The sequence below is a fragment of the Marinobacterium arenosum genome, assembly GCF_019795155.1.
Taxonomy (GTDB): Bacteria; Pseudomonadota; Gammaproteobacteria; order Pseudomonadales; family Balneatricaceae; genus Marinobacterium_C; species Marinobacterium_C arenosum.
The window spans coordinates 1-25739 of the sequence record NZ_JAILYN010000047.1; the positions used below are offsets into that span (position 1 = coordinate 1).

Annotated in this window: 22 protein-coding genes; 4 read left to right on the top strand and 18 right to left on the bottom strand. The window is 61.6% G+C overall.

Features of this window, described 5'->3' with window-relative positions:
- Positions 1-155: 155 nt before the first annotated feature.
- On the bottom strand, positions 156-1184 hold the full coding sequence (locus K6T12_RS17210; protein ID WP_222224111.1) for a TRAP transporter substrate-binding protein: 1029 nt from the start codon (positions 1182-1184) through the stop codon (positions 156-158).
- A 271-nt stretch (positions 1185-1455) separates the two neighbouring features.
- Here K6T12_RS17210 and K6T12_RS17215 point away from each other — a divergent pair, with 271 nt between their 5' ends.
- Both K6T12_RS17215 and K6T12_RS17220 read left to right on the top strand, forming a co-directional pair.
- Entirely contained in the window at positions 1456-2043 is a 588-nt protein-coding gene (locus K6T12_RS17215) for a TRAP transporter small permease (RefSeq protein WP_222224112.1), read from the top strand.
- Positions 2044-2058: 15 nt separating this feature from the next.
- Positions 2059-3339 (top strand): TRAP transporter large permease, encoded by a 1281-nt coding sequence (locus K6T12_RS17220; protein ID WP_222224113.1) that lies wholly within the window; start codon positions 2059-2061, stop codon positions 3337-3339.
- Positions 3340-3589: 250 nt separating this feature from the next.
- Here the strand turns inward: K6T12_RS17220 and K6T12_RS17225 are convergent, their stop codons facing one another.
- The 6 genes from K6T12_RS17225 to K6T12_RS17245 form a co-directional block, all read right to left on the bottom strand.
- A complete protein-coding gene (locus K6T12_RS17225) occupies positions 3590-4399 on the bottom strand; it encodes a response regulator (RefSeq protein ID WP_222224114.1) in 810 nt (269 codons plus the stop codon).
- Between the two features lie 504 nt (positions 4400-4903).
- Positions 4904-5248, bottom strand: a complete 345-nt coding sequence (locus K6T12_RS17230) for a cupin domain-containing protein (protein ID WP_222224115.1) — start codon at positions 5246-5248, stop codon at positions 4904-4906.
- A gap of 233 nt (positions 5249-5481) precedes the next feature.
- The gene (clpB, locus tag K6T12_RS17235) at positions 5482-8058 is read right to left on the bottom strand and encodes an ATP-dependent chaperone ClpB (RefSeq protein ID WP_222224116.1); all 2577 of its coding nucleotides are present in this window, start codon (positions 8056-8058) and stop codon (positions 5482-5484) included.
- Positions 8059-8526: 468 nt separating this feature from the next.
- On the bottom strand, positions 8527-10446 hold the full coding sequence (locus K6T12_RS17240; protein WP_222224117.1) for an ABC transporter substrate-binding protein: 1920 nt from the start codon (positions 10444-10446) through the stop codon (positions 8527-8529).
- A gap of 223 nt (positions 10447-10669) precedes the next feature.
- Positions 10670-10792: a hypothetical protein gene (locus K6T12_RS21605; RefSeq protein WP_255611857.1), complete on the bottom strand. Its 123-nt coding sequence runs from the start codon at positions 10790-10792 to the stop codon at positions 10670-10672.
- Between the two features lie 31 nt (positions 10793-10823).
- The gene (locus tag K6T12_RS17245; protein WP_222224118.1) at positions 10824-11447 is read right to left on the bottom strand and encodes a M15 family metallopeptidase; all 624 of its coding nucleotides are present in this window, start codon (positions 11445-11447) and stop codon (positions 10824-10826) included.
- A 135-nt stretch (positions 11448-11582) separates the two neighbouring features.
- On the opposite strand from K6T12_RS17245, the gene K6T12_RS17250 reads away from it, so the two are divergent.
- On the top strand, positions 11583-12158 hold the full coding sequence (locus tag K6T12_RS17250; RefSeq protein ID WP_222224119.1) for a helix-turn-helix domain-containing protein: 576 nt from the start codon (positions 11583-11585) through the stop codon (positions 12156-12158).
- A gap of 22 nt (positions 12159-12180) precedes the next feature.
- Here the strand turns inward: K6T12_RS17250 and tdh are convergent, their stop codons facing one another.
- The 6 genes from tdh to tkt form a co-directional block, all read right to left on the bottom strand.
- Complete coding sequence (gene tdh / locus K6T12_RS17255) at positions 12181-13206, bottom strand: L-threonine 3-dehydrogenase (protein ID WP_222224120.1); 1026 nt, start codon at positions 13204-13206, stop codon at positions 12181-12183.
- Positions 13207-13216: 10 nt separating this feature from the next.
- The gene (locus K6T12_RS17260; RefSeq protein WP_222224121.1) at positions 13217-14407 is read right to left on the bottom strand and encodes a glycine C-acetyltransferase; all 1191 of its coding nucleotides are present in this window, start codon (positions 14405-14407) and stop codon (positions 13217-13219) included.
- A 417-nt stretch (positions 14408-14824) separates the two neighbouring features.
- A complete protein-coding gene (gene fba, locus K6T12_RS17265; protein WP_222224122.1) occupies positions 14825-15892 on the bottom strand; it encodes a class II fructose-bisphosphate aldolase in 1068 nt (355 codons plus the stop codon).
- A gap of 60 nt (positions 15893-15952) precedes the next feature.
- Positions 15953-17116: a phosphoglycerate kinase gene (locus K6T12_RS17270; protein WP_222224123.1), complete on the bottom strand. Its 1164-nt coding sequence runs from the start codon at positions 17114-17116 to the stop codon at positions 15953-15955.
- A 77-nt stretch (positions 17117-17193) separates the two neighbouring features.
- A complete protein-coding gene (locus tag K6T12_RS17275) occupies positions 17194-18210 on the bottom strand; it encodes a type I glyceraldehyde-3-phosphate dehydrogenase (protein WP_222224124.1) in 1017 nt (338 codons plus the stop codon).
- Between the two features lie 55 nt (positions 18211-18265).
- Positions 18266-20260 (bottom strand): transketolase, encoded by a 1995-nt coding sequence (gene tkt, locus K6T12_RS17280; RefSeq protein WP_222224125.1) that lies wholly within the window; start codon positions 20258-20260, stop codon positions 18266-18268.
- Between the two features lie 294 nt (positions 20261-20554).
- Between tkt and metK the strand changes: the two genes are divergently transcribed.
- Complete coding sequence (metK, locus tag K6T12_RS17285; RefSeq protein WP_222224126.1) at positions 20555-21745, top strand: methionine adenosyltransferase; 1191 nt, start codon at positions 20555-20557, stop codon at positions 21743-21745.
- Positions 21746-21897: 152 nt separating this feature from the next.
- Here the strand turns inward: metK and K6T12_RS17290 are convergent, their stop codons facing one another.
- From K6T12_RS17290 to K6T12_RS17310, 5 genes are read right to left on the bottom strand one after another with little or no spacing between them, the layout of a single operon-like run.
- Positions 21898-23178 (bottom strand): dihydroorotase, encoded by a 1281-nt coding sequence (locus K6T12_RS17290; protein ID WP_222224127.1) that lies wholly within the window; start codon positions 23176-23178, stop codon positions 21898-21900.
- Complete coding sequence (locus tag K6T12_RS17295; RefSeq protein ID WP_222224128.1) at positions 23175-24182, bottom strand: aspartate carbamoyltransferase catalytic subunit; 1008 nt, start codon at positions 24180-24182, stop codon at positions 23175-23177. The genes K6T12_RS17290 and K6T12_RS17295 overlap by 4 nt, the downstream gene beginning before the upstream one ends.
- Positions 24183-24195: 13 nt before the next feature.
- Positions 24196-24705, bottom strand: a complete 510-nt coding sequence (gene pyrR / locus K6T12_RS17300; protein WP_222224129.1) for a bifunctional pyr operon transcriptional regulator/uracil phosphoribosyltransferase PyrR — start codon at positions 24703-24705, stop codon at positions 24196-24198.
- Complete coding sequence (gene ruvX / locus K6T12_RS17305; protein WP_222224130.1) at positions 24686-25162, bottom strand: Holliday junction resolvase RuvX; 477 nt, start codon at positions 25160-25162, stop codon at positions 24686-24688. The genes pyrR and ruvX overlap by 20 nt, the downstream gene beginning before the upstream one ends.
- 6 nt (positions 25163-25168) lie before the next feature.
- Complete coding sequence (locus K6T12_RS17310) at positions 25169-25738, bottom strand: YqgE/AlgH family protein (RefSeq protein ID WP_222224131.1); 570 nt, start codon at positions 25736-25738, stop codon at positions 25169-25171.
- Position 25739: the final 1 nt, after the last annotated feature.

Consider the following 25739-nt stretch of genomic DNA (forward strand, 5'->3'; position numbering starts at 1 on the left):
CACTTTCGTGTTGCCGACAAGGCGAGAGCGGCGTTATCCCCGGGCATTAAAGAGCTGCCCATGCCGCTACCCCGTGAGAAAGAAAAATGCCAGTCAGTTGGCTTAACTGACTGGCATTAGGCCTCGGCCGGGTTTTCGCGTCTTAACAGACTGACTTACTGCTGTTCAGCCTGCTTGATCTCGGCCACCAGGCCATCCAGTACCCGCTGGCCGCCCGGCCCGACCATCTCAACGAAGGTGCGCTGCAATACCTGGGCCCGCTGGCGAAACGCGGCCCGCTCCTGGTCGGACAGCTCGATCATCTGAATATCCGGCTTCTTGGCCTTGATCTTCTCCAGCAGGGCCGCGTTATGGCGCTTCTGGTAGTCGAAGACATAATCGGCGGCCTCATCCATCGCTTCCTTGACTAGCTTCTGCTGCTGCTCGCTCAGCTCGTCGAACCAGTCCGGGTTGGCCAACACCGCTGCGGTGAATTGCTGATGGCCGGGCCAGATCATGTAGTCGGTAACCTCGTAGAACTTCATCTCCTCGATCGCCGAGACCGGGTTCTCCTGGCCGTCCACCATGCTCAGCTGCAATGCGCCGTAGACCTCCGAGAACGGCAGCGGGGTCGGATTGGCGCCGAACTGCCGGTAGGTCTCGGTCAGCATCGGCGACGCCATGATGCGCATCTTGAAGTTGGCGAAATCCGCCGGCTTGCGGATCTCCCGGCGGGTGGTCCAAACCATCTCGCCTTCCGGATACACGGACATCAGCTTCAGGGACGACTGACGGAAGTTGGCATCCAGGTCGTCATAGATGGTCTTGCTGTGTTTCAGCACCTGCTTGTTGACCGCATCCCGGTCGGAGAGCAGGTAGGGTACCGACAGCACCTGGATCTCCGGCACGAAGGAGCCGACATGGCCGGTGCCGACAGTGGTGAACTGCAGCACACCGTTGGCCACCATCTCGACGGTATCGGCGGAATCGCCGAGGGTGCCGAACGGGAAAACCTTCAATTTGATATCACCGCCGGACTTCTGCTCCAGCAGTTCGCCCAGTTTTTTGGCATGCGCTTCCTGGATGCTGCCCGGAATCTCTTCGATGGCGATCTTCCAGGTCGCCGCCTGTACCCCCTGTACCGCCAGTCCCATGCCCAATACCAGTCCACATGCCAGTGCTTTATTCAGTCGTTTAACAAACATTTCGACTTGCCTCTACTTGTTTTTGTTTTGAGAGCGGTCTGCTGCCCCATGAAGCCGCACTGCGGTGAGGGACATTAACCAGCACAATAAGCAGGCATAAAAACCATGTCAATTCTTAAATAATTTCATGACAATCAGAGCAAGCTCGGCTGTGGAGCTACCTGGAATAGTGAACAGAGGTGCTTGACGACCTGTTTTTTTTATGACTTCATTACAATCACCGCAAGGACCACTACTATTGTAATGATTATAATAATAACCGGAGGCCCCCATGTACGAGCATTCCACCTCTGTCGCCCCCTGCCCGCCGCCCCTGCAGCGGCTGCTGCACCGGATTGATCAGGCGGTTGGCTGCAGCGAGTCCTTTCTGCTCACCAGTGCAGTTCTGCTGATCGCCCTGAACTCCATCGCCAATGTGGTTGGCCGGTTCGCACTGGGCCAGAGCATCTACTTTTCCGAGGAGTTGAACCAGTTCCTGATCCTGGTGGTGACCTTTATCGGCGCCAGCTTCGCGGCCCGCCACGGTCGCCATATCCGGATGACGGCGATGTACGACGCCCTCGGGGTCCGCCCGCGCAAACTGCTGATGCTGGCGATCAGCCTGCTGACCGCAGCGGTGATGTTCTACCTCTGTTACTACTCCATCCTCTACGTCATGAAGGTGGAACGGATCGGCCGGGTAACACCGGCGCTGCAATGGCCGATGTACCTCACCTTCATCGTGGTCCCGGTCGGTTTCTTCATGATGGGTGTGCAGTACTGCCTGACATTTATCCGCAACCTGATGCACCGGGAGGTCTACCACTCGTTTCACGAGATGGAGACGAAAGAGAACGATTCGCCCGAGCAGTCCATCTAACCGGAGGTCAGAGCGATGACTACTGTAATTATCCTGCTGATGCTGGCGCTGCTGCTGGCCGGCTTTCCGATGATGATGCCACTGTTGATAGCGGCCCTGGTCGGCTTCCACTTCGTACTGGAGATCAGTCCGCTGACCGCCATCCAACAGATGATCAGCGGCGTGCAACCCGCCTCTCTGGTAGCGATCCCGATGTTCGTACTGGCCGCGGATATCGTCACCCGCGGCATCGCCGCCAACCGTCTGATCGACGTGGCGATGGCCTTCATCGGCCACGTCCGTGGCGGTATGGCGATCACCTCGTCGGTCAGCTGCGCGATGTTCGGTGCGGTGTCCGGCTCCACCCAGGCCACCGTGGTCGCGGTGGGCAGCGCCATGCGACCGCGGATGCGCGCGCACGGCTACCAGGACTCCTTCGTACTGGCACTGATCGTCAACGCCAGTGACCTGGCCTACCTGATTCCGCCCAGCATGGGGATGATCATCTTCGGGGTGATCTACGGCGCCTCGGTCGGTGAGCTGTTCATCGCCGGTATCGGGCCGGGCCTGCTGCTGGTGGCGATGTTCTCGCTGTACTGCTACATCTACGCGGTCTACAAGGGGATCGAAGTGATCCCGAAGGCCAGCTGGCGCGAGCGACTGCAGTCCTGCCGGCGTGCGTTCCCGGCGCTGATGTTTCCGGTGATCACCATTGGCGGCATCTATTCGGGGGTGTTCAGTCCAACCGAAGCGGCATCGGTATCGGTGCTCTACGCACTGATCCTCGAACTGTTCGTCTACAAGTCGATGAAGCTGCGCGACATCCACGAAACAGCCCAGTCCACCGGCATCATCACCGCCGTGGTGTTTGTCCTGATCGCGGCCGGCGCGGCCTTCAGCTGGATGATCTCGTTCGCGATGATCCCGCAGGAGCTACTCGGCGGGCTGAACATGTCGGCGATGTCCGATATCGAGATCCTGCTGATCATCTCGCTGGCATTCTTCGTCGGCTGCATGTTCGTCGATCCGATCGTGGTGATGCTGATCCTGGTGCCGATCTTCGCACCGGTGATCAAGGCTTCCGGTATCGACCCGATCCTGGTCGGCGTGATCATCACCCTGCAGACCGCGATCGGCTCGGCCACGCCGCCGTTCGGCTGCGATATCTTCACCGCCATCGCGATCTTCAAGCGGCCTTACGTCGAGGTGGTCAAGGGCACGCCGCCGTTCATCCTGATGTTGCTGACGGTGTCGGTGCTGTTGATCTTCTTCCCGCAGATCAGCCTGTTCCTGCGCGACCTGGCATTCGGCTACTGAGGTTCCATTAAGGTCTACCTGCAAGGGTGACTGTGTTGCCGGGCGGGATGCCCGGCTTTTTTATAAACAGCCGTGAGTTAACGGTTTTGAGTGAACAGTGGCTCAGGCTCGCATCGGGTACGGTGTCGCCCCTAGAGCGCATGGACCACGCAACGCTGTTAGCCCATCACTGTTAACTCATAACTGACGGATAAAAAGAGCGACCCTAGGGTCGCTCTTTTTATGTCTTTTGCCTGTAACCAACGTCGTATCAGCGTACGCTGGCGATATATTTAGACAGGTGAGCCATCTTGTCCGGGTCGTCGTCGACGAACTGGACCTTGACGTTGATGAAGGTGGAATTGAGCTTCTTCTCCTGCGCCTGCACCATCAGGATGAAGCCGTTGACCCGTGCCACACTGTCGCCGGACAGCTGTTCGATATCGACCACCACCTGCTCCAGCACCTGCGGAATGGCGCCCTCGTTCTTCACCACCACCAGCACTTCCTGCAGGCTGAGGTCCTTGATGGCACAGCGGTAGATCCCCTGGCTGGTACGCAACTGGGCCAATCCCTTGGCGTTGGCGGCCGGCTTGGCCGCTTCTTGCGGCGCCTGCTGGCCGGCTTGGCGGGCGGCACGGCGGGCAAGATCCTGTTCAATCAGCGCCTGCGCCCGCTGCTGCTTCTCGGCACTCAGTTTGCCGGTCTTGGCCAGCAGCTTGACCATCTTGTCGGTCAACTGCTCGGCATTGAACGGTTTGCCGAGGTAGTCGTTGACGCCGGCCTGGATCGCCTTCAGCACGTAGCCACGCTCGCCCCGGCTGGTAACCATCAGGAACGGCACCGCCTTGTGGGTTTCGTCGGCGCGAGTCCACTGCAACAGTTCCAGCCCGCTGACCTCCGGCATCTCCCAGTCGCAGAGGATGATGTCGTACGGCTGACGCTGCATCAGCTCCATCGCTTCCAGGCCGTTGATCGCCGCATCCACCGCATATTCCGGGAACGCCTCGTTGACGATCTTGGTTACCCGTTCACGAATGAACTTGGCATCATCGACAATCAGTACTCGAACATTGCTCATCTGGACTCTCTTAACAGCGCCTGATCCTGAAACTCGGCCCTGACTCTTCCGTAACCGATTTAATTAACGGGTTATTTTCCAGATTCTTTGCCCCAACCGCCAGCCATTCAGATCAAAATGCCGACAATTGTTCGAGCGACCATCAATCAGCCACAAAAAACACCATAGGTGGTTGCCGTTGAGCACATCGGTAAACGCGACCCGCTTCGTGACGAAGCGTACACCTGAGTAGCCTGGTCAGTAAGCAAACGCGGTGCAATATGTAGATACGGAAAGTGGCGGCGACTCGAGCAAACGGAAGGTGTATGCCGCCGGCCAGTTTCAGGGCATCCGCCCGGTTGCCGAGCATGATGCTGAATGGGATGAGGTCGCTATAGAATCGCGGCGGGAACGACTGGCCGATATGACCGCGGCAGCAGGAAAATCGGTTGAATCAGCCCGTAGCGTCAATACTGGATGGAGCTAGTGGCGGGGCTCCGCTTGGCGAAGCCCAATTCAAATACCCTAGGCAAAAACGAAGTACTTGCGCACTGTCTCCACCACTTCCCAGGTGCCTTTCATGCCGGGCTCGATCACGAACACATCGCCGGCCTTCAGGTGCTTCGGCTCCTCCCCTTCCGGAGTGACGATGCAGTAACCGTCCAGGAAATGGCAGAACTCCCACTTGTCGTAGTTCACCTCAAATTTGCCCGGCGTGCAGATCCAGGTACCCATGATCTTGCTGCCATCCTGAGATGTGTAGGCATTGAGGTTTACGGTGTGCGGGTCACCGCCGATGCGCATCCACTTGGTGGCATCAACGACAGGGGTGGGGCAGGTTTCGCGTAGTACAGTGATAAAATCGGACATGTCAGCTCCAGGTAAGGCGATGAAAGATCAGGCATTATGGAGCCAGCGCAATGCCGGATGCTGTCTGGTTCCGACACTGAAAGGATTAAATGCGGCGGAGAAAAGGTCACGGCGATGTACCTTTTTATGCAAGCAAAATCTAACCCACCCTCAGGCGCCTGCCGGGCCTCAAATAAAAGAGCCCGCCGGTTGCCCGGCAGGCCCTAACTTCAAAACGGACGCTTGATGTTCAATTACCTGAACACGAACTCGCCATCGGCCACATCGACCGCGATCTCGCTGCCCGGCTTGAACTGGCCAGCCAGGATCGCCTGGGCCAGCGGGTTCTCGATCCACTGCTGGATCGCCCGCTTCAGCGGCCGGGCGCCGTAGATCGGCTCGAAACCGACCTCCACCAGCTTGTCCAGCGCGGTGCTGGTCAGGGTCATCGACAGCTCGCGTTCGGCCAGCCGCTTGCGCAGCCGGTCGAGCTGGATCTCGGCGATGCCGGCAACCTGCGCCTTACGCAGGCTGTGGAACACCACCACCTCGTCGATCCGGTTGATCACCTCCGGCCGGAAGTGAGTACCGACCGCCTCCATCACCGCCCGCTTCATCAGCTCGTAGTCGTCATCGTCGCTGAAGTTCTGGATCAGGTCGGAGCCCAGGTTGGAGGTCATCACCACGATGGTATTGCGGAAGTCTACCGTGCGGCCCTGGCCATCGGTCAGGCGGCCATCCTCCAGCACCTGCAGCAGGATGTTGAACACATCCGGATGGGCCTTCTCCACCTCATCCAACAGCAGTACCGAGTAGGGCTTGCGGCGCACCGCTTCGGTCAGGTAACCGCCCTCCTCGTAGCCGACATAGCCCGGCGGCGCACCGATCAGCCGCGCCACGGAGTGTTTCTCCATGAACTCGGACATGTCGATCCGCACCATCGCCTCCTCGGTATCGAACAGGAAGCTGGCCAGTGCCTTGCACAGCTCGGTCTTACCGACCCCGGTCGGACCGAGGAACAGGAACGAGCCGTTCGGCCGGTTCGGATCGGCCAGCCCGGCGCGGGAGCGACGCACGGCGTTGGACACCGCCACCACCGCCTCGTCCTGGCCAACCACCCGGCCGTGCAGGGCACTTTCCATCCGCAGCAGTTTGTCGCGCTCACCCTCCAGCATCTTGCTGACCGGGATACCGGTCCAGCGGGAGACCACTTCGGCGACCTCCTCCTCGGTGACCTTGTTGCGCAGCAGTGTTCCCTGGGTGCCCTGGCTTTCCGCTTCGGACGCGGCGACCAGTTGCTTCTCGAGATCCGGAATGATCCCGTACTGCAGTTCGGACATCTTGCTCAGGTCACCGGCACGGGTGTACTGCTCCAGTTCGGTGCGGGCCTGTTCCAACTTCTCCTTGACCTGCTGGGAGCCCTGCAAGGCCAGCTTTTCAGCCTGCCAGAGCTCGTCCAGATCGGCGTACTCCTTCTCCAGCTTGCCGATAGTCGTTTCCAGATCGGCCAGCCGCTGGCGGGTCGCCTCGTCGGTCTCTTTTTTCAGCGCCTCGCGCTCCATCTTCAATTGGATCAGGCGGCGCTCCAAGCGGTCCATATCCTCCGGCTTGGAGTCCATCTCCATGCGGATGCGGGAGGCGGCTTCGTCGATCAGGTCGATCGCCTTGTCCGGCAACTGGCGGTCGGTGATGTAGCGCTGGCTCAGCTTGGCCGCGGCGATGATCGCCGAGTCGGTGATATCGACGCCGTGGTGCACTTCGTAGCGCTCCTTCAGGCCACGCAGGATCGCCACGGTATCCTCTTCGTTCGGCTCGTCGACCAGCACCTTCTGGAAGCGGCGCTCCAACGCGGCATCCTTCTCGACATACTGGCGATACTCGTCCAGCGTGGTGGCACCGACGCAGTGCAGCTCGCCACGGGCCAGCGCAGGCTTCAGCATATTGCCGGCATCCATCGCGCCCTCGGCCTTGCCGGCACCGACCATGGTGTGCAGCTCGTCGATAAACAGGATGATCTGCCCCTCCTGCTTGGCCAGTTCGTTCAGCACCGCTTTCAGGCGCTCCTCGAACTCGCCACGGAACTTGGCACCGGCGATCAGGGCACCCATATCCAGCGCCAGCACCCGCTTGCGCTTGAGCCCTTCCGGCACCTCGCCGTTGACGATCCGCTGGGCCAGCCCCTCGACGATGGCGGTCTTACCTACCCCTGGCTCGCCGATCAGCACCGGGTTGTTCTTGGTGCGCCGCTGCAGCACCTGGATGGTGCGGCGGATCTCGTCATCACGACCGATTACCGGGTCCAGTTTGCCGGATTCGGCCCGCTCGGTCAGGTCGATACAGTACTTGTCCAATGCCTGGCGGTTCTGTTCGGCGTTCGGATCGTCGACGCTCTGGCCGCCGCGCATCTGCATGATGGCACTCTCCAGCTGAGCCTTGTTGACCCCGGATTCACGCAGCAGCTTGCCCGCCTCGCACTTGTCGTCCAGTAGCGCCAATACCAGCAACTCGGAGGCGATGAACTGGTCGCCACGCTTCTGGGCCAGCTTGTCGCACAGGTTCAGCAGTCGACCGGCATCCTGCGACCAGAGCACGTTGCCATCCGGGTTCTGGATGGTCGGCAGCCGGTCCAGTGCGCGGTTCAGTTCGCCGCGCAGCTTGTCGATATTACCGCCGGCCTGCACCAGCAGCGGCTTGATGGTGCCGCCCTGTTGTTCCAGCAGGGCCACCAGCAGGTGGCTCGGTTCGATGTAGTTATGGTCGCGGCCTACCGCCAGGGACTGGGCGTCAGCCAGGGCTTCCTGCAGTTTCGCAGTGAATTTATCGGGTCTCATGTAGCCTCCTATTGAGGCTGTCGCTAAACGTAGCGAGCGATGGTGAGACAAGGCAAAAATCGGTGAAAAAGCGGAGTTTACGTACTGTAAATGAGCATATTACTCGCTCCGCTCGCCCTTCGGGCCGCCTTACAGGCGTTTTGCGCAAGCGCAATGAGCCGATTTTTAACGCCGTATCACCGAGCGCAGTAGTTTTGCGACGGCCTCTAATTCCACGCCGCGTAACGCCAACGTGCTATATGCGCTCCTCCAGCGAGCAAGCGCGTGAATTACTCTGCCGTTTGAACATCAACATGGGGACGCACACCGCCGCCTTCAAGGGCAATCGACAACAACATTAGCCATTATTGATATAGTGCAAGGGATCAGGCCGATCTCCACACGGCCCCGGCTCTGCTAGCTGTGCAGCAAGCCACAGCATAGCCAAGCCGGCGCCTAAGCGATGTCGAGCGCGGTGACGTAATGAAGTTACAAGCCGAGCCACTCGGGCCGGCGCGGGATATCGACCGACAGCACCGGTTCCATGCGGATGGTACCCAGCTCGATCAGCTCGGCAACCCCGGCCTCGGTCGGCCCGCTGATATGGCTACGATAGATCAGCACCCGATTGACACCGCGATGATCTTCGGGGGACCAGGTGGCCGGTGAACAGACCCCCTCGAGTCCTTCGGGTATCCAGTCCTGATGCTGGTAGATGGCGCTACGTATATTCGGCCCGCTAAGGCCACCATTGCGGTCGGCCCACTCCATCGCTTCCTTGAGATAGAACATCGAACAGAGACTGCGGATATAGTGAACCGGCCGATAGTTCCGACCCGCCGGGTCTGACATCTTCGAGACTTCCCGCACCCGATACATGCCCGGCACATTGTCGCCCCACTTGACCGCCCCCATCACCCATACCACGCTATCGGCCGCAACCCCGGCCGCTTTCATCACGGTCTCGTCAAAGCCCCAGACATTCACCATGAACTGGGTTTCCACGCCTGTAGCGTGGCAGTCCCGCAACAGCGCGGTAACAGAGCCTGTGGTATTGCCGAGAAAAGCATAATCCGCGGTCAGCTCTTTCAATTGTTGGCACTGCGAACTGAAATCCCCGGGCACCATCGCCTGCCTGATGGACGGCAGTATTTCGAAACCCAACTCGACGGCAAATGCCTGGCAGGCTTTTTTCGGCGCGTTGGGGTAGGGCTCATTGGCGCCGATATGCACAAAGCGAGGCGCGCGGTTGCCCCCGCGCGCCTGCCAATCCGTGTGTGCCCACTGCACCAGGCCGCGACAACCGTCCGAATAGGAAGGACCATAAAAGAAATTGTACGGTGTCGCGCGGCGGCTGCGCAGGCCGGTCGGGTCGGTCAGAGAGGCGGCATAGGAGTACGAGAACATCGGCACCTGGTCCTCGCTGATCGACTTGATCAGCGCCTCGGTAATCGGTGTCCCGGCGCCCTGGATCGCAAGTACCCCCTGGGTCTGCCACTTACGGTAGGCAGCCAGAGCCCTGGAGACCAGGTAGGAGGTATCGACAACATCGAGATCGATCAGCTTGCCGTTGATACCGCCGTTGGCATTGATCCAGTTGGCCGCATCGATGAAAGCCTGGGCATTGATACGGCCAATGGATGCGGTAACGCCGCTGAGGTCACTCAATACCCCGACCAGCAGATACTCCCCGCCGTTGCGAATCGGGGCGTGCTGAGCAGCCGGACTGGCCGTCTGCTCAACCGGAGTCACCGGCGGTGCCGGCCGGTCAACCAACAGCCAGGCCGTCAGACCGCCCAAGGCCAGGCCGGCCGTCAGCGCAATAGCGGCGAGCAAACCACCGAAACGCGGCAAGCCCTTTCCTAACGGAGCGGCTGTATCCTGTGCCCGCACCCGGTAGACGTTGATCGGCTTGGCGATATTCTTGACCTGCTGTTCGCCGAGGAAGTCATAGCCGAAATGCGCCTTGCCCGAAACGGCATCGTAGACGGGGCTGGAGATGCAGATGCCGCCGGGGTCGGCCAGTGCCTCCATCCGTGCGGCGATATTGACGCCATCGCCGAAGATGATGCCGTCGTCGTCCTCGACGACGTCGCCAAGGTTGACGCCGATGCGAAACTCCATGCGCCGCTCGGCGGGCAGTTCCAGGTTGCGGCCTTCCAGCACTTTCTGGATCTCGACGGCGCCCTCGACCGCCTCCACTGCGCTGGGGAACTCCGCCAGGATATTGTCTCCGGGAGCATCGACAATACGCCCCTGATGGCGCGTGATCACCCGGCTGATCGCCGCCTGGTACTCTTTCAGCGTATTGATCGTAGCCTGCTCATCGTGCTCCATCAGGCGCGAATATTCGACGACGTCGGCGCTCAGAATGGCAGACAGTTTACGATGGCCCGGAGGTTGGCTCATGGAATCGGTCTCGAAGCCGCGCTCACTCCGAGTCGCGGCGGTTCGGATCTGGCATCTTGCTAACAGTGTAGCCACTATCCGATAGCTAGCGGCGCTTAAAATGCCATGCAGCGTGCCCCCTAAGGCACCAGCCGCGGTCCGTTACCGAGCCACTTGTTGCAACGCGCTACCGACAACGCGGCCCCTAACAGGCGATCCCCCACGGCCTCCCCCTCGAAAACCGCTAAGGCGCAGCCTGATCGCGGGGCCATTCGAACGCCACCCGCAACAATGCGCCGGCCGGGCAGCCGGTCACCAGGGCGGTATCGATACAGAAGAGCAGCCGTAGCTTGAAGGTGTCGACCATCTGCCGGCGGCTGGACTTGGCAGCCGGCCGTTCACTCCACCGGGAAATCGAAATAGCGGTCAGGGAAGGGTTCATCCTGCAGGGTGAAATGCCACCACTCCTGATGGAACGGCAGGAAGCCGTGCTGGCCCATCAGTTCACGCAGCAGCAGCCGGTTGGCCTGGGCCTGGCCACTGACCGCCCGGCTGTCGATCCAAGAGCCAGGGCCGAAGAGATCGAACCGGGTGCCCATCTCCAGTTCCTCGCCGCTGGCGGCGTCGACCAGGGTCAGATCGACGGTGCTGCCACGGCTGTGGCTGGAACGACGGATCAGGTAGCCCTCGCTGAACAGCTGCGACTTGCTCAGATCGGGGAAGAAATCGGCCCTGCGCTCGCCCTCGCCCGGGCTTTCGGTCCAGCGGATAAAGTGGTCGACCGCCCGCTGCGGCCGGTAGCCGTCGAACACCTTCAAGCCCAGGCTGACCTCACTGAGCTGCCGCTGGACATGGGCCAGAGCAGTCGCTGCCGGCCGGGTCAGCCAACAGCGGTTGGCCCGGTAACCGTCAATCGGCTGGCCGACGAAGTTGTCGCCGTCGAAATATTTCAGCTCGACCAGAATGTCGGGCGCCAGTTCGTTCAGGTCAACAAAAAGTTCGGGACGCAGGGTTTTATCCACAGGGCGGGATCTCGGCAAGACAGGCGTTTATCCACAATGTAGCGCCGCGCCGGCACAAAGACCATCCCCGGCCGCTCTCTGGTATCATGCTCGGCAGCGTTTCCGCTACCGGAGCCACCGTCTGAGAGAACAGCCGTGCCGCACAGCAACACCCCCAACCTGGGCGCCGCCATCAAGCAGCGCCGCAAGGAACTCGGCCTGAACCTGACCCAGCTGGCCGAACGTTCCAACGTTTCCCGTTCGATGCTGTCCGAGATCGAGCGCGACAATGCCAACCCGACCTTCACCAGCCTGTGGAATATCACCCAAGCGTTGGGCATGTCCATCGATGAGCTGACCGCCCGTTGCGTCGACAACAGCGAGCTGGCGATCGAGCAACAAAGTGCCCAGAGCACGCCGCGAATGTTGAGTGACGATGAGGGCTGCGAGTTGCGGGCATTGAACCCGATCGCCACCGCCACCGAGTTCGAATGGTATGAGTTGATTATCCAGCCTGGCAGCGCGCTGGATTCGGAACCGCACAGCCGCGGCACCCGAGAGCACCTGTCGGTCAGCGACGGCACGCTAGAGATCAATCTGCAGGGCCAGGTGCGGGCCACCGCCCAGGCTGGCGACACGCTGCGTTACCCGGCCGACGTGCAGCATGTCATCCGCAATCCGGGGCCGGGCCTTGCGCGGGCGTTTTTAGTGGTGCATAAGGCGGAGCGCTAAGCGCTCCGCAAGCTTTAAAGGATTAAGTCCAGTCCAGAATCACCTTGCCGGATTCGCCGGAGCGCATCACGTCAAAGCCCTGCTGGAACTGATCGACCGGGAAGCGGTGGGTGATCAGCGGGGTCAGATCCAGACCGGACTGGATCACCGAGGCCATCTTGTACCAGGTCTCGAACATCTCGCGGCCGTAGATCCCCTTGATGGTCAGCCCCTTGAAGATCACCTGGTTCCAGTCGATCGCCATCTCGTCGGAAGGGATCCCCAACATAGCGATCTTGCCGCCGTGATTCATCGCTTTCAGCATGTCGCGGAAGGCGACCGGCACGCCGGACATCTCCATACCGACATCGAAGCCCTCGTTCATCCCCAGTTCGGCCATGACTTCGTCCAGCGACTGCTCGGCCACGTTGACGGTATGCTCGATACCCATGGTGCGGGCCAGCGCCAGCCGGTACGGATTAACGTCGGTCAGCACCACGTGGCGGGCGCCGACATGACGTGCCACCGCCGCCGCCATGATGCCGATCGGGCCGGCGCCGGTGACCAGCACATCCTCGCCAACCAGGTCGAACGACAGCGCGGTATGCAGCGCGTTGCCGAACGGGTCGAAGATCGCCGCCAGCTCGTCGGAGATATTGTCCGGTATCTTGAACGCATTGATCGCCGGAATCACCAGGTACTCGGCGAACGCGCCCTCCCGGTTAACCCCGACACCGACGGTGTTGCGGCACAGGTGACGGCGACCGGCCCGGCAGTTGCGGCAGTGGCCGCAGGTGATGTGGCCCTCACCGGAGACCCGGTCACCGACCTTGAAACCCTCCACCTCGCAACCGATATCGGCCACCACGCCGACATACTCGTGGCCAACGGTCATGCCGACCGGGATGGTCTGCTCAGCCCAATGGTCCCAATTATAGATATGCACGTCGGTACCGCAGATAGCGGTCTTGTGGATCTTGATCAGCAGGTCGTTGTGACCCATTTTCGGTCGCTGGGTGGTGTGCAGCCAGATCCCCTCTTCGGGGTGCAGTTTCGCCAATGCGCGCATGCTCATCTCCTCAGATCACTCCCAGCTCGCGGCCGATACGGGTGAAGGCGTCGATCGCCCGGTCCAGCTGCTCGCGGCTGTGTGCCGCCGACATCTGGGTGCGGATCCGCGCCTGCCCCATCGGCACCACCGGGTAGGAGAAACCGATCACGTAGATATCCTCGGCCAGCAGCCGATCGGCCATCTCGCTGGCCAACGCCGCGTCGCCGATCATCACCGGGATGATGGCGTGGTCCTTGCCGGCCAGCGTGAAGCCGGCTTCGCTCATCCGGGTACGGAAGTACTCGCTATTGTCCAGCAACTGCTGGCGCAGTTCGCCGCCCTGCTCGACCAGGTCCAGCGCCGCCAGGGTTGCCTGGACGATCGCCGGCGCCACCGAGTTGGAGAACAGGTAGGGACGTGAGCGCTGCCGCAGCCAGTCGATCACCTCTTTACGGCCGGCGGTGTAGCCGCCCGAGGCACCGCCCAGCGCCTTGCCGAAGGTACCGGTCAGGATATCGACCCGGTCCAGCACGCCGCAGTATTCATGGCTGCCGCGGCCCTGCTCGCCGACGAAACCGACCGCGTGGGAGTCGTCCACCATTACCAGCGCGTTGTACTTGTCGGCCAGGTCGCAGACCGCCTCCAGGTTGGCGATCACCCCGTCCATCGAGAACACCCCGTCGGTGGCAATCAGCCGCACCCGGCAGTCCTGCGCCTCCTGCAGACGCTGCTCCAGCTCGGCCATGTCGTTGTTGGCATAGCGGAACCGCTTGGCCTTGCTGAGCCGTACCCCGTCGATGATGCTGGCGTGGTTCAGGGCATCGCTGATGATCGCGTCTTCCGGCCCCAACAGGGTCTCGAACAGGCCACCGTTGGCATCGAAGCAGGAGGAGTAGAGGATGCTGTCCTCGGTGCCGAGGAACTGGCTCAGCCGCGCTTCCAGCTGCTTGTGGATATCCTGGGTGCCGCAGATGAAACGCACCGACGCCATACCGAAGCCGTGTTCGTCCAGCCCCTGCTTGGCGGCGGCGATCAGCGCCGGATGGTCGGCCAGGCCGAGGTAGTTGTTGGCGCAGAAGTTGACCACCTGGTGACCGTCGCTGAGCCGGATATCGACCGCCTGCGGCGACAGAATCTGGCGCTCGCTCTTATACAAGCCGTCACGTTTCAGCTGTTCACACTGCTCAGCCAACCCCTGGAGGAATTCGTCTCGCGTCATGCCGGATACCCTGCTGCAGATTAATGTTGTTAAACCGAATAAAAATCCAATATACAGGACATATTTCATTCATCAACAGGATGAAGGAATTTTTTCCTTTATATTGGACTTCAACCCCGGTTTTCTCTTTAAAGATAGTGGTTAACGGAGGGGCGTGAGGGGGTTGGCGGCTGTTGTAAGGTTGGAGAGTCTGTGACGAAGTTGATCGGACGGTGATAGAACTGCTGGCTCGTACTGATCGACAAAGAGACCCCGTGTAGAGGAAATGTGAAAAACTGTCGCCGCGGGACGCGCCTCTGCGGGGCGCGGGTCTACGGTCTGTCAGCTCAACACTGTTAACTGTCCACTCTATAAACAAAAAAGCCAGTCAGCGGCGGCCGCTGACTGGCTTTTCAGGTTACCTCAGAGGGTGGACGATCAGGCGTTGACCTTGGCGTCCAGCTCGCCGGCTTCGTACTTGGTCGCCATATCTTCCAGCGAGATCGCGCGGATCTTGCTGGCGTTGCCGGCACAGCCGAAGGCTTCGTAGCGGTCGATACAGATATCGGACATCGCCACCATCGTCGCTTTCAGGAACTTACGCGGGTCGAACTCGGACGGGTTCTGCGCCAGGAAGCGGCGTACCGCACCGGTGGAAGCCAGGCGCAGGTCGGTGTCGATGTTGACCTTGCGCACGCCGTGCTTGATCCCTTCGACGATCTGCTCAACCGGCACACCGTAGGTTTCCGGGATTTCGCCGCCGAACTCGTTGATCACCGCCAGCCACTCCTGCGGTACCGAGGAGGAACCGTGCATCACCAGGTGGGTGTTCGGGATACGGTCGTGGATCGCCTTGATGCGGTCGATCGCCAGGATGTCGCCGGTCGGCGGACGGGTGAACTTGTAGGCGCCGTGGGAAGTACCGCAGGCGATCGCCAGGGCGTCGACGTTGGTCTTCGACACGAAGTCGGCCGCTTCGTCCGGATCGGTCAGCAGCTGGTCGTGGGACAGGGTACCCTCGGCACCGATGCCGTCCTCTTCACCGGCCTGGCCGGTTTCCAGCGAGCCCAGGCAGCCCAGTTCGCCCTCGACGGAGACGCCGCAGGCGTGCGCCATCTCGACGGTGCGACGGGTCACGTCGACGTTGTACTCGTAGTCGGACGGAGTCTTACCGTCTTCACGCAGCGAGCCGTCCATCATTACAGAGGAGAAGCCCATCGCGATGGAGCGCTGGCAGACCGCCGGCGAGGTGCCGTGATCCTGGTGCATGCAGACCGGCACGTGCGGGAACTCGTCGATCGCCGCCAGAATCATGTGGCGCAGGAAGTTGGAGCCGGCGTATTTACGCGCGCCGGCGGAAGCCTGCACGATCACCGGCGAATCGGTCTTGGCGGCCGCTTCCATGATGGCGCGCATCTGTTCCAGGTTGTTGACGTTGAACGCCGGAATGCCATAGCCGTGTTCGGCGGCGTGGTCCAGCAGCTGGCGCATGGAGATCAGAGCCATGTTGTCACCCTTCGCTTAAAAATTCATCGGGACGGGCCGGTCGCACCGGCCCATCGGAAATCAGTTGCCGCGTGATTCCAGCATCGCCACGGCCGGCAGCACCTTGCCTTCCACGAATTCGAGGAACGCACCGCCACCGGTGGAGATGTAGGAGACCTTGTCGGCGATATTATACTTGTCTACCGCTGCCAGTGTGTCGCCACCACCGGCGATGGAAAAGCCCTGGTTAGCGGCAATCGCCAGCGACAGCGCACGGGTACCGTCGCCGAACTGGTCGAATTCGAACACACCCACCGGGCCGTTCCAGATGATGGTGCCGGCACCGGCCAGCAGCTGAGCCAACATCTGGGCAGACTGCGGGCCGATATCCAGGATCATGTCGTCCTCGGCCACGTCGTCGACCGACTTGATCTCGGCCGCGGCGGATTCGGCGAACGCCTTGGCGGTGACCACGTCGACCGGCAGCGGGATGTTCACTTTTTCCATCAGCGCCTTGGCCACCGGCACCAGGTCATGCTCGCACAACGACTTGCCAACCGGCTTGCCGGCTGCCGCCAGGAAGGTGTTGGCGATACCGCCGCCGACGATCAGCTGATCGACCTTGTCGGACAGTGAGTTCAGCACTTCCAGTTTAGTGGAAACCTTGGAGCCGCCGACGATCGCCGCCAGCGGCCGGGCCGGATTGTCCAGCGCCTTGCCGAGCGCATCCAGCTCACCGGCCAGCAGCGGCCCGGCGCAAGCCACCGGGGCGAACTTGGCAACACCGTGGGTAGACGCCTGGGCGCGGTGAGCGGTGCCGAAGGCATCCATCACGTAAACGTCACAGAGTGCCGCCATCTTCTGGGACAGTGCTTCGTTGTCCTTCTTCTCGCCGGCGTTGAAGCGGACGTTTTCCAGCAGCACCAGCTCGCCTTCGGCGACCTCGAAACCACCGTCGACCCAGTCCTTGATCAGCGGCACGTCGCGGCCCAGCAGACCGGCCAGGTGATCGGCCACCGGCTTGAGCGAGAACTCTTCGGCATATTCGCCTTCGGTCGGACGGCCCAGGTGGGACATCACCATCACCTTGGCACCGGCCTTCAGCGCCAGCTCGATGGTCGGCAGCGCCGCACGGATACGGGCGTCGGAGGTTACGTTGCCCTCTTTGACCGGCACGTTCAGGTCTTCACGGATCAGCACGCGCTTGCCGCTCAGATCCAGCTCTGTCATCTTCAATACGGACATCTTTTACACTCTATAACTTGTTCACAATCCCAGGCAGCGTACCGCGCGATCCGCGCAGTACGCCAAAATCGTCAGGCTTATTTCTGTGTCAGCCAGTACTGCGCCACATCCAGCATCCGGTTGGCGAAGCCCCACTCGTTGTCGAACCAGACCAGCATCTTGATCAGCGTGCCTTCGCTGACCCGGGTCTGGGTACCGTCCACCACGCCGGAGCGCGGATCGCGGTTGAAGTCTACCGAGGCGTGCGGTTCATCGGTATAACCCAATAGTCCTTTCAACGGGCCGTGCGCCGCCGTACGCATGATCCGGTTGATCGACGCCGGGTCGGTCGGCTGGCGCACATTGATCGCCATATCCATCGCCGACACGTTGATGGTCGGTACCCGCAGGTGCAGACACTCGAACTTGCCGGCCAGGTGCGGCAGCAACCGGTCGATCCCCTTGTTGAGGCCGGTATCCACCGGAATGATCGACTGCAGCGCACTGCGGGTCAGCCGCAGGTCGGTCTGGTGGTAGCTGTCGATCACCGGCTGGTCGTTCATCGCCGAATGGATGGTGGTGGTCATCCCGTTGACGATGCCCAGCTCGCGGTCCAGCAGTTCCAGCACCGGTATCACGCAATTGGTGGTACAGGAGGCGGCCGACACCACGCTGTGGTCCGGCCGCAGGTCCTGCTGGTTCAGGCCGTAGACGATGGTGGCATCCACCTCGGCGGTGGCCGGCTGCGAGAACAGCAGCCGCTTGGCGCCCTTGGCCAGGTGTAGCTCGGCGGTATGACGATCCTTGAAGGTGCCGGAGCACTCCAGCACCAGGTCGACATCCAGCTCGCGCCACGGCAGGTTGCGCGGGTCTTCCTCGTTCAGCACCCGGATACGGTCACCGCTGATCAGCAGGTGGCTGCCGTCATGTTCCACCGGCAGCGGAAAGCGGCCATGGGTGGTGTCGTAGCGGGTCAGGTAGGTGACGGTATCGATATCCGACAGCTCGTTGAGCGCAACCACCTGCAGCCGGTCGCGATAACCCGCTTCATAGATGGCGCGCAGCACGCTCTGTCCGATTCGGCCGTAGCCGTTAATAGCAACACGATAGCTCATCGACAACGCACAGAAACAGCAGGGGTCACCTGTGGCGACCCCTGGATGACGAAAGTTAGAGTACCGACTTAACGGTGTTCACCACGTTCTCGACGGTGAAGCCGAAGTGCTTGAACAGCTCGCCGGCCGGGGCGGATTCACCGAAGGTGGTCATGCCAACGATAGCACCGTTCAGGCCGACGTACTTGTACCAGAAGTCCGCCTGCAATGCTTCCACCGCCACCCGGGCAGTGACGGCAGAGGGCAGTACGGATTCGCGGTAGTCGGCGTCCTGCTTATCGAACAGGCCGGTTTCCGGCATCGACACCACGCGAACCTGCTTGCCTTCGGCAGCCAGCGCTTCGGCCGCGTCGACCGCCAGGCCCACTTCGGAACCAGTAGCGATCAGGATCGCGTCCGGCTGGCCGTCGGTATCACGCAGGATGTAACCACCGCGGGCGATGTTGGCGATCTGCTCGGCGCTACGCGGCTGGTGCGCCAGACCCTGGCGGGAGAACACCATGGCGGTCGGGCCATCGTTGCGCTGCAACGCCATTTTCCAGGCGACGGCGGACTCGACCGCGTCGCACGGACGCCAGCAGCTCATGTTCGGCGTGTGACGCAGGTTGGCAACCTGCTCAACCGGCTGGTGAGTCGGACCATCTTCGCCCAGGCCGATGGAGTCGTGGGTGTAGACGTGGATCGCACGCTGTTTCATCAGCGCCGCCATGCGCAGCGCATTGCGGGCGTATTCCATAAACACCAGGAAGGTGGCGCCGTACGGTACGAAGCCGCCGTGCAGGGCAATACCGTTCATGATCGCCGACATGCCGAACTCACGCACGCCGTAGAACAGGTAGTTGCCGGACGCATCGTCCTTGGAAACCCCCTTGGCGCCGGACCACAGGGTCAGGTTGGAGCCGGCCAGGTCGGCGGAACCGCCGAGCAGTTCCGGCAGCATCGGACCGTAGGCGTTCAGGGCGTTCTGGGAGGCTTTACGGGAAGCGATGGTTTCACCCTTGTCGGCCACTTCAGCGATCCAGGCATCCGCCTTGTCGGCGAAATCGGCCGGCAGTTCGCCGGAGATACGGCGCAGCAGTTCGTCGGCCAGTTCCGGGAACTCGGCACGGTAGGCGGCGAAGCGCTCGTTCCACTCGTTTTCAGCGTGCGTCCCCGCTTCCTTGGCATCCCAGTCGGCGTAGATATCTTCCGGCACCTCGAACGCGGCGTGCGGCCAACCCAGGCGCTCGCGGGTCAGGGCGATTTCGTCATCACCCAGCGGTGCGCCGTGGCAATCTTCCTTACCTTCTTTGTTCGGTGAACCGAAACCGATGATGGTCTTGCAGCAGATCAGCGTCGGCTGCTCGGTGTTCTCCTGGGCAGCGACAATGGCTGCGCGGATCTGATCCGGATCGTGACCGTCGACACCGTCAATCACCTGCCAGCCGTAGGATTCGAAACGCTTGACGTTGTCGTCGGTGTACCAGCCCTCAACTTCACCATCGATGGAGATGCCGTTGTCATCCCAAAACGCGATCAGCTTGCCCAGCCCCAGGGTACCGGCCAGTGAGCAGGCCTCGTGGGAGATCCCCTCCATCATGCAGCCGTCGCCCATGAACACGTAGGTGTTGTGGTCGACGATATCGTGCCCTTCGCGGTTGAACTGAGCCGCCAGCACCTTCTCTGCCACCGCGAAGCCCACCGCGTTGGTGATACCCTGGCCCAGCGGGCCGGTGGTGGTCTCGACACCCGGGCAGTAGCCGTATTCCGGGTGGCCGGCGGTCTTGGCGTGCAGCTGGCGGAAGCTCTTGATGTCCTCAATCGATACGTCGTAGCCGGTCAGGTGCAGCAGGCTGTAGATCAGCATGGAGCCATGGCCGTTGGACAGAATGAAGCGGTCGCGGTCGAACCACTGCGGGTTGTTCGGGTTGTGGCGCATGAAATCGTTCCACAGCACCTCGGCGATATCCGCCATCCCCATCGGGGCACCCGGGTGACCGGACTTGGCTTTCTGAACGGCATCCATGCTCAACGCACGAATCGCGTTAGCAAGTTCTCTGCGAGAGGACATTAAAAATTCTCCTGGGCTTGGCCCAAATTACGAAGGTTCACGATTAAGGTGAGATCAGAAAGGCGCAATTTTCTCGCAGATGACTACAGGCTTCAAATGGCAAAGCGGCAAAATCGACAAAAATGAACGCTATTCACGTAAATATCGAAAAATTTCAGCCAATCGCGGCCCCAGATCATGCATTAACGGCCAAGGAGCGCTAAAATGCACCGTTCAAATTTCATACAGCCTGCCCTTCTTACCTTTCCGGGCGTGCTGATCTCCTTTGACTATTTCTGAGGGTCCCGAGTAGCAATGAGCGAATACAGCTTGTTCACTTCCGAGTCCGTGTCCGAAGGACACCCGGACAAGATTGCCGACCAGATCTCCGACGCGGTGCTGGATGCCATCATCGCCGAGGACAAGTATGCCCGCGTGGCCTGTGAAACCATGGTCAAGACGGGTGTCGCGATCGTATCCGGCGAAATCAGCACCTCCGCCTGGGTCGACCTGGAAGAGCTGGTCCGTAAGGTGATCTGCGACATCGGCTACACCTCCTCCGATGTCGGCTACGACGGCGAAACCTGTGGCGTCATCAACATCATCGGTAAGCAGTCTATCGATATCGCCCAGGGCGTTGACCGCAGCAAGCCTGAAGACCAGGGTGCCGGCGACCAGGGCCTGATGTTCGGCTACGCCTCCAACGAAACCGACGTGCTGATGCCGGCACCGATCACCTACTCCCACCGTCTGGTCGAGCGCCAGGCGGAAGCACGCAAGTCCGGCCTGCTGCCGTGGCTGCGTCCGGATGCCAAGTCCCAGCTGACCTTCCGTTACGAAAACGGCAAGCCGGTGGCGGTCGACGCGCTGGTACTGTCCACCCAGCACAACCCGGACGTTACCCAGTCCGACCTGCGCGAAGCGGTGATGGAGTTGATCGTCAAGCACGTGATCCCGGCGGAGTGGATCACCAAGGACACCCAGTTCCACATCAACCCGACCGGCAACTTCGTGATCGGCGGCCCGGTGGGCGACTGCGGCCTGACCGGCCGTAAGATCATCGTCGACACCTACGGCGGCATGGCCCGTCACGGCGGCGGTGCGTTCTCCGGCAAGGACCCGTCCAAGGTTGACCGTTCCGCCGCTTACGCCGGCCGTTACGTGGCCAAGAACATCGTCGCCGCCGGCCTGGCCGACCGTTGCGAGATCCAGGTTTCCTACGCCATCGGTGTGGCCCAGCCGACCTCCGTATCGATCAACACCTTCGGTACCGGCAAGATCTCCGACGACAAGATCATCGAACTGGTCCGCGAGCACTTCGACCTGCGTCCGTACGCGATCACCAAGATGCTCGACCTGCTGCACCCGATGTACCAGCCGACTGCGGCTTACGGTCACTTCGGCCGCAACCCGTTCGAGATGACCGTCGGTGACGACACCTTCACCGCGTTCACCTGGGAGCGCACCGACAAGGCCGACGCCCTGCGCGACGCCGCCGGCCTGTAAGAAGCACCTTACGCGCCGCAACAAAAAACCGGAGCCTATGGCTCCGGTTTTTTTATTGTAGTTACCAGTTGAAAGTGGACAGTTAACAGCAGCGGTGCGCTGACTCACCGTTAACTGCCAACTGTAAACTCCCAACTGTTAACTTTGATTGCTCAACCGAGTTGGTGAACCAGCTCACCACCCAGCAGGGTGGCGGTTACCCGTCCTTTCAGCGCAAAGTCGAGGAACGGCGTATTCTGGCCGGCCGAATGGATCTGGTCGGCGCTGAAGGTCCAGCTGTGCTGCGGGTCGAACACGCAGACATCCGCCTCGGCACCGACGCTCAGCGTACCGGCCTGCGCCAGGCCGAGGATCTGCGCCGGCGCGCTGGTCAGCTTCTCGATCAGCTGCGGCAGCTCCAGCAGGCCCTGCTCGACCAGCAGCAGCGACAGCGGCAACAGGGTTTCCAGGCCGATCATGCCCGGCTCGGTGGCGGCGAACGGCGCCTGCTTGGCGGCCGCCTCATGCGGCTGGTGATCGGAGCAGATCGCCTGGATGCCGCCGGCCATCAGCGCCTGGCGCAGACCGGCGCGGTCCAGCTGGCTGCGCAGCGGCGGCATCAGGTGGAAATCGCTGTTGAAGCCGTTGACGTTGGCATCGGTCAGCAGGAAGTGGTGGATCGCCACGTCGCAGCTGACCGGCAGGCCGCGTTCGCGGGCATCCATGATCATCTTCACCGAGCGCTCACAGGAGAGCTGGCCGAAGTGGGCACGCACGCCGGCCTGCTCCACCAGCAGCAGACAGCGGGACACATCGACGGTTTCCGCCGCTTCCGGGATGCCGTTCAGGCCCAGCCGGGTGCAGGTGGTGTCTTCATGCATGCTGCCATTGCCGGTCAGGTCCGGGTCCTGTGGCTGGAACTGCACCAGCAGGTCGTGGGTGGCGGCGTACTCCAGCGCCCGCATCAGGGTCAGCGAGTTGCGCACCGTATGACGGCCGTTACTGAAGGCGATGCAGCCGGAGCTGGCCAGCGCGTGCAGCGGCGCCAGCTGTTCACCGTTCAGCCCCTGGGTCAGCGCACCCATCGGCAATACCCGGGCATTGCCGGCCGCTTCGGCACGGTCCTGGATCAGCTCGGCCACCGCCGGGTTATCGACCACCGGCTTGGTGGTCGGCGGGGTCACCAGAGTGGTCACGCCACCTGCCGCTGCGGCGCGGGTTTCGCTACGGATACTGCCCTTCTGGGTATAACCCGGTTCGCGCAGGTGGGCGCACAGGTCGATCAGCCCCGGGCAGACCACCTGGCCCTGGGCATCGATCTGCTGATCGGCGACAAAACCGGCCGGCGCCTCGCCAATGCCGGCGATCCGGCCTTCGCTGATATAGAGGTCGGCGAGTTGGTCGATGTTGTTGGCCGGATCGATCAACCGGCCGCCGGAGATCAGGATATTCATGCGTTATCTCCCTGCCGGGCGTTCTGTTTTTCCACCATCTGGCCGCTGACCGCCATCGACATCACCGCCATCCGTACCGCGATGCCGTTGGTCACCTGGTTGAGGATCAGCGAGCGCGGCCCGTCGGCCACCGAGGTGGCGATCTCGACGCCGCGGTTGATCGGTCCCGGGTGCAGCACCACCGAATCCGGTTTGGCGATCGCCAACTTCTCTTCGGTCAGGCCGTACAACTTGTAGAACTCCGACTCGCTGGGCAGCAGTGCGCTGTTCATGCGCTCCTTCTGCAGCCGCAGCATCATCACCACATCGACATCCTTCAACCCTTCGGCCATGTCGGTGAACACCTTGACGCCGAACGCTTCGATATGGCGCGGTAGCAGGGTTTTCGGCGCGATCACCCGCACCTCGCCGGCACCGAGGGTACGCAGCGCATGGATCTGCGAACGGGCCACCCGCGAGTGCAGGATGTCGCCGACAATCGCCACCGTCAGCGGTGCGAAATCGCCCTTGTGGCGACGGATGGTCAGCATATCCAGCATCGCCTGGGTCGGGTGGGCATGACGGCCGTCACCGGCGTTGATCACCGCCACGTTGGGGGTGACATGCTTGGCGATGAAGTGGGCCGCGCCGCTGTCGGAGTGGCGCACCACGAACATGTCGGCGTGCATCGCCTCCAATGTCATCAGGGTGTCGCGCAGGGTTTCACCCTTGGCGGTCGAGGAGGTGCTGATGTTGAGGTTCAGCACGTCGGCGGACAGCCGCTTGGCGGCCAGTTCAAAGGTCGACAGGGTGCGGGTGCTGTTCTCGAAGAACAGGTTGGCGACCGTCTTGCCGCGCAGCAGCGGCACCTTCTTGACCTGCTGCTCACTCATATCGAGGAACGAGTCGGCGGTATCGAGGATCTCGGTCAGCAACGCGCGGGACAGACCTTCGGTGGTCAGGAAGTGTTTCAGCTGGCCGTCGCTGTTCAGCTGAATCTGGTTGGCATCAATGGGCTCAAACATAGTGGGCTCGAAATCAGGTACGTTGGCGGATTTCCAGGGTCAGCGGCTGCGGACCGGTCAGCTTGACCTGCTGATCCGGTGCCAGCGCCAGGGTGCCGCCGACCACATCGGCCTGGATCGGCAGTTCACGGCGTTGCAGGTCGAGCAGGGTGATCAGGCTGACCGACGCCGGCCGGCCATAGTCGAAGATCTCATTCAGCGCCGCCCGGATGGTGCGGCCGCTCATGATCACATCGTCCACCAGCAGGATATGGCGGCCTTCGGTGGCACTGGGCAGCTGGGTTGGCTGCACCTTCGGATTCAAACCCACCTGGGTGAAGTCATCACGGTAGAACGAGATATCCATCACCCCCAGCGGGCTGGTCAGTTCCAGCTGCTTGTGCAATCGTTCCGCCAGCCAGACACCACCGGTGCGGATGCCGATCATCAGCGGGTCTTCGATCTGGCGCTGGCTGATCAGCGCTTTCAGGTCGCCGCTCATCTTGTCCAGCAGCGCGTCGACACTAAGGGTTCCCGAGGTCATACAGATCCTCCAATCGGGTGTGGCTGGGGATGCGCCGGTCGCTCTGCAACCAGCTTTCAAGAATCAGCTGGGCGGCAATGCCGTCCACCGACTCCTTGCGGAAATTGCTGCCGCCGCCGCGGGCGAAATGGATCTCCTTCGCTTCGGCGGTGGTCAACCGTTCGTCGACCAGGAAACAGGGCAGCTTGCTGCGTTCATGCAGCCGGTTGGCGAACTTGCGGGCGCGACGGGCCATCTCGCTGATAGTGCCGTCCATGTTAAGCGGAACGCCGACCACCAGGGCATCGGGTTTCCATTCGGCAATCATCGCATCGATCCGCGACCAGTCGGGGACACCGTCACGGGCCGCCAGCGGCGGCAATGCGGTGCTGCTGCCAGTCAGCGCCTGACCCGAGGCGACACCGATGCGGCCGGTGCCGAAGTCGAAGGCCAGGAGCTGCGCAAAGTCATTGCTCATTAAGTATCAGGCGTGTCCGGAGTGGGCTGTCAGCAGGCTGAGGTCGATCCCGAGCAGCGCCGCGGCGGCTTGCAGGCGATTCTCAGCCGGAGTGCTGAACATTATATCCAAATTGGCCGGACAGCTTAACCAGGTATTGCGGGTAATCTCATCTTCCAGCTGGCCGGCGCTCCAGCCGGCGTAGCCCAGCGCCACCAGCACCTTTTGCGGGCCCCGGTTATGCGCCATCGCCTCGAGAATATCCATCGACGAGGTCAGCGACACGCCGTCGCCCAGCTCCAGCGTACTGGTCCAGTGGCCGGCCTCGTCACCACTGGGATGGAGGATAAAGCCGCGCTCCATCGCCACCGGCCCACCGGCGTAAACCGGGGTCGGGCTGACCGCCGGATCGGCCTCCAGGTCGAGGTGACGGAACAGCGCCGGCAGGTCGAAATCGAGCGGCCGGTTGATGATGATCCCCATCGCTCCTTCACTGTCGTGTTCGCAGATGTAGGTCAGGCTCTGGGCGAAGAACGGGTCCTGCATATGGGGCATCGACAGCAGGAAGTGGCCTTTCAGAGTGGTGGATTCGGACATT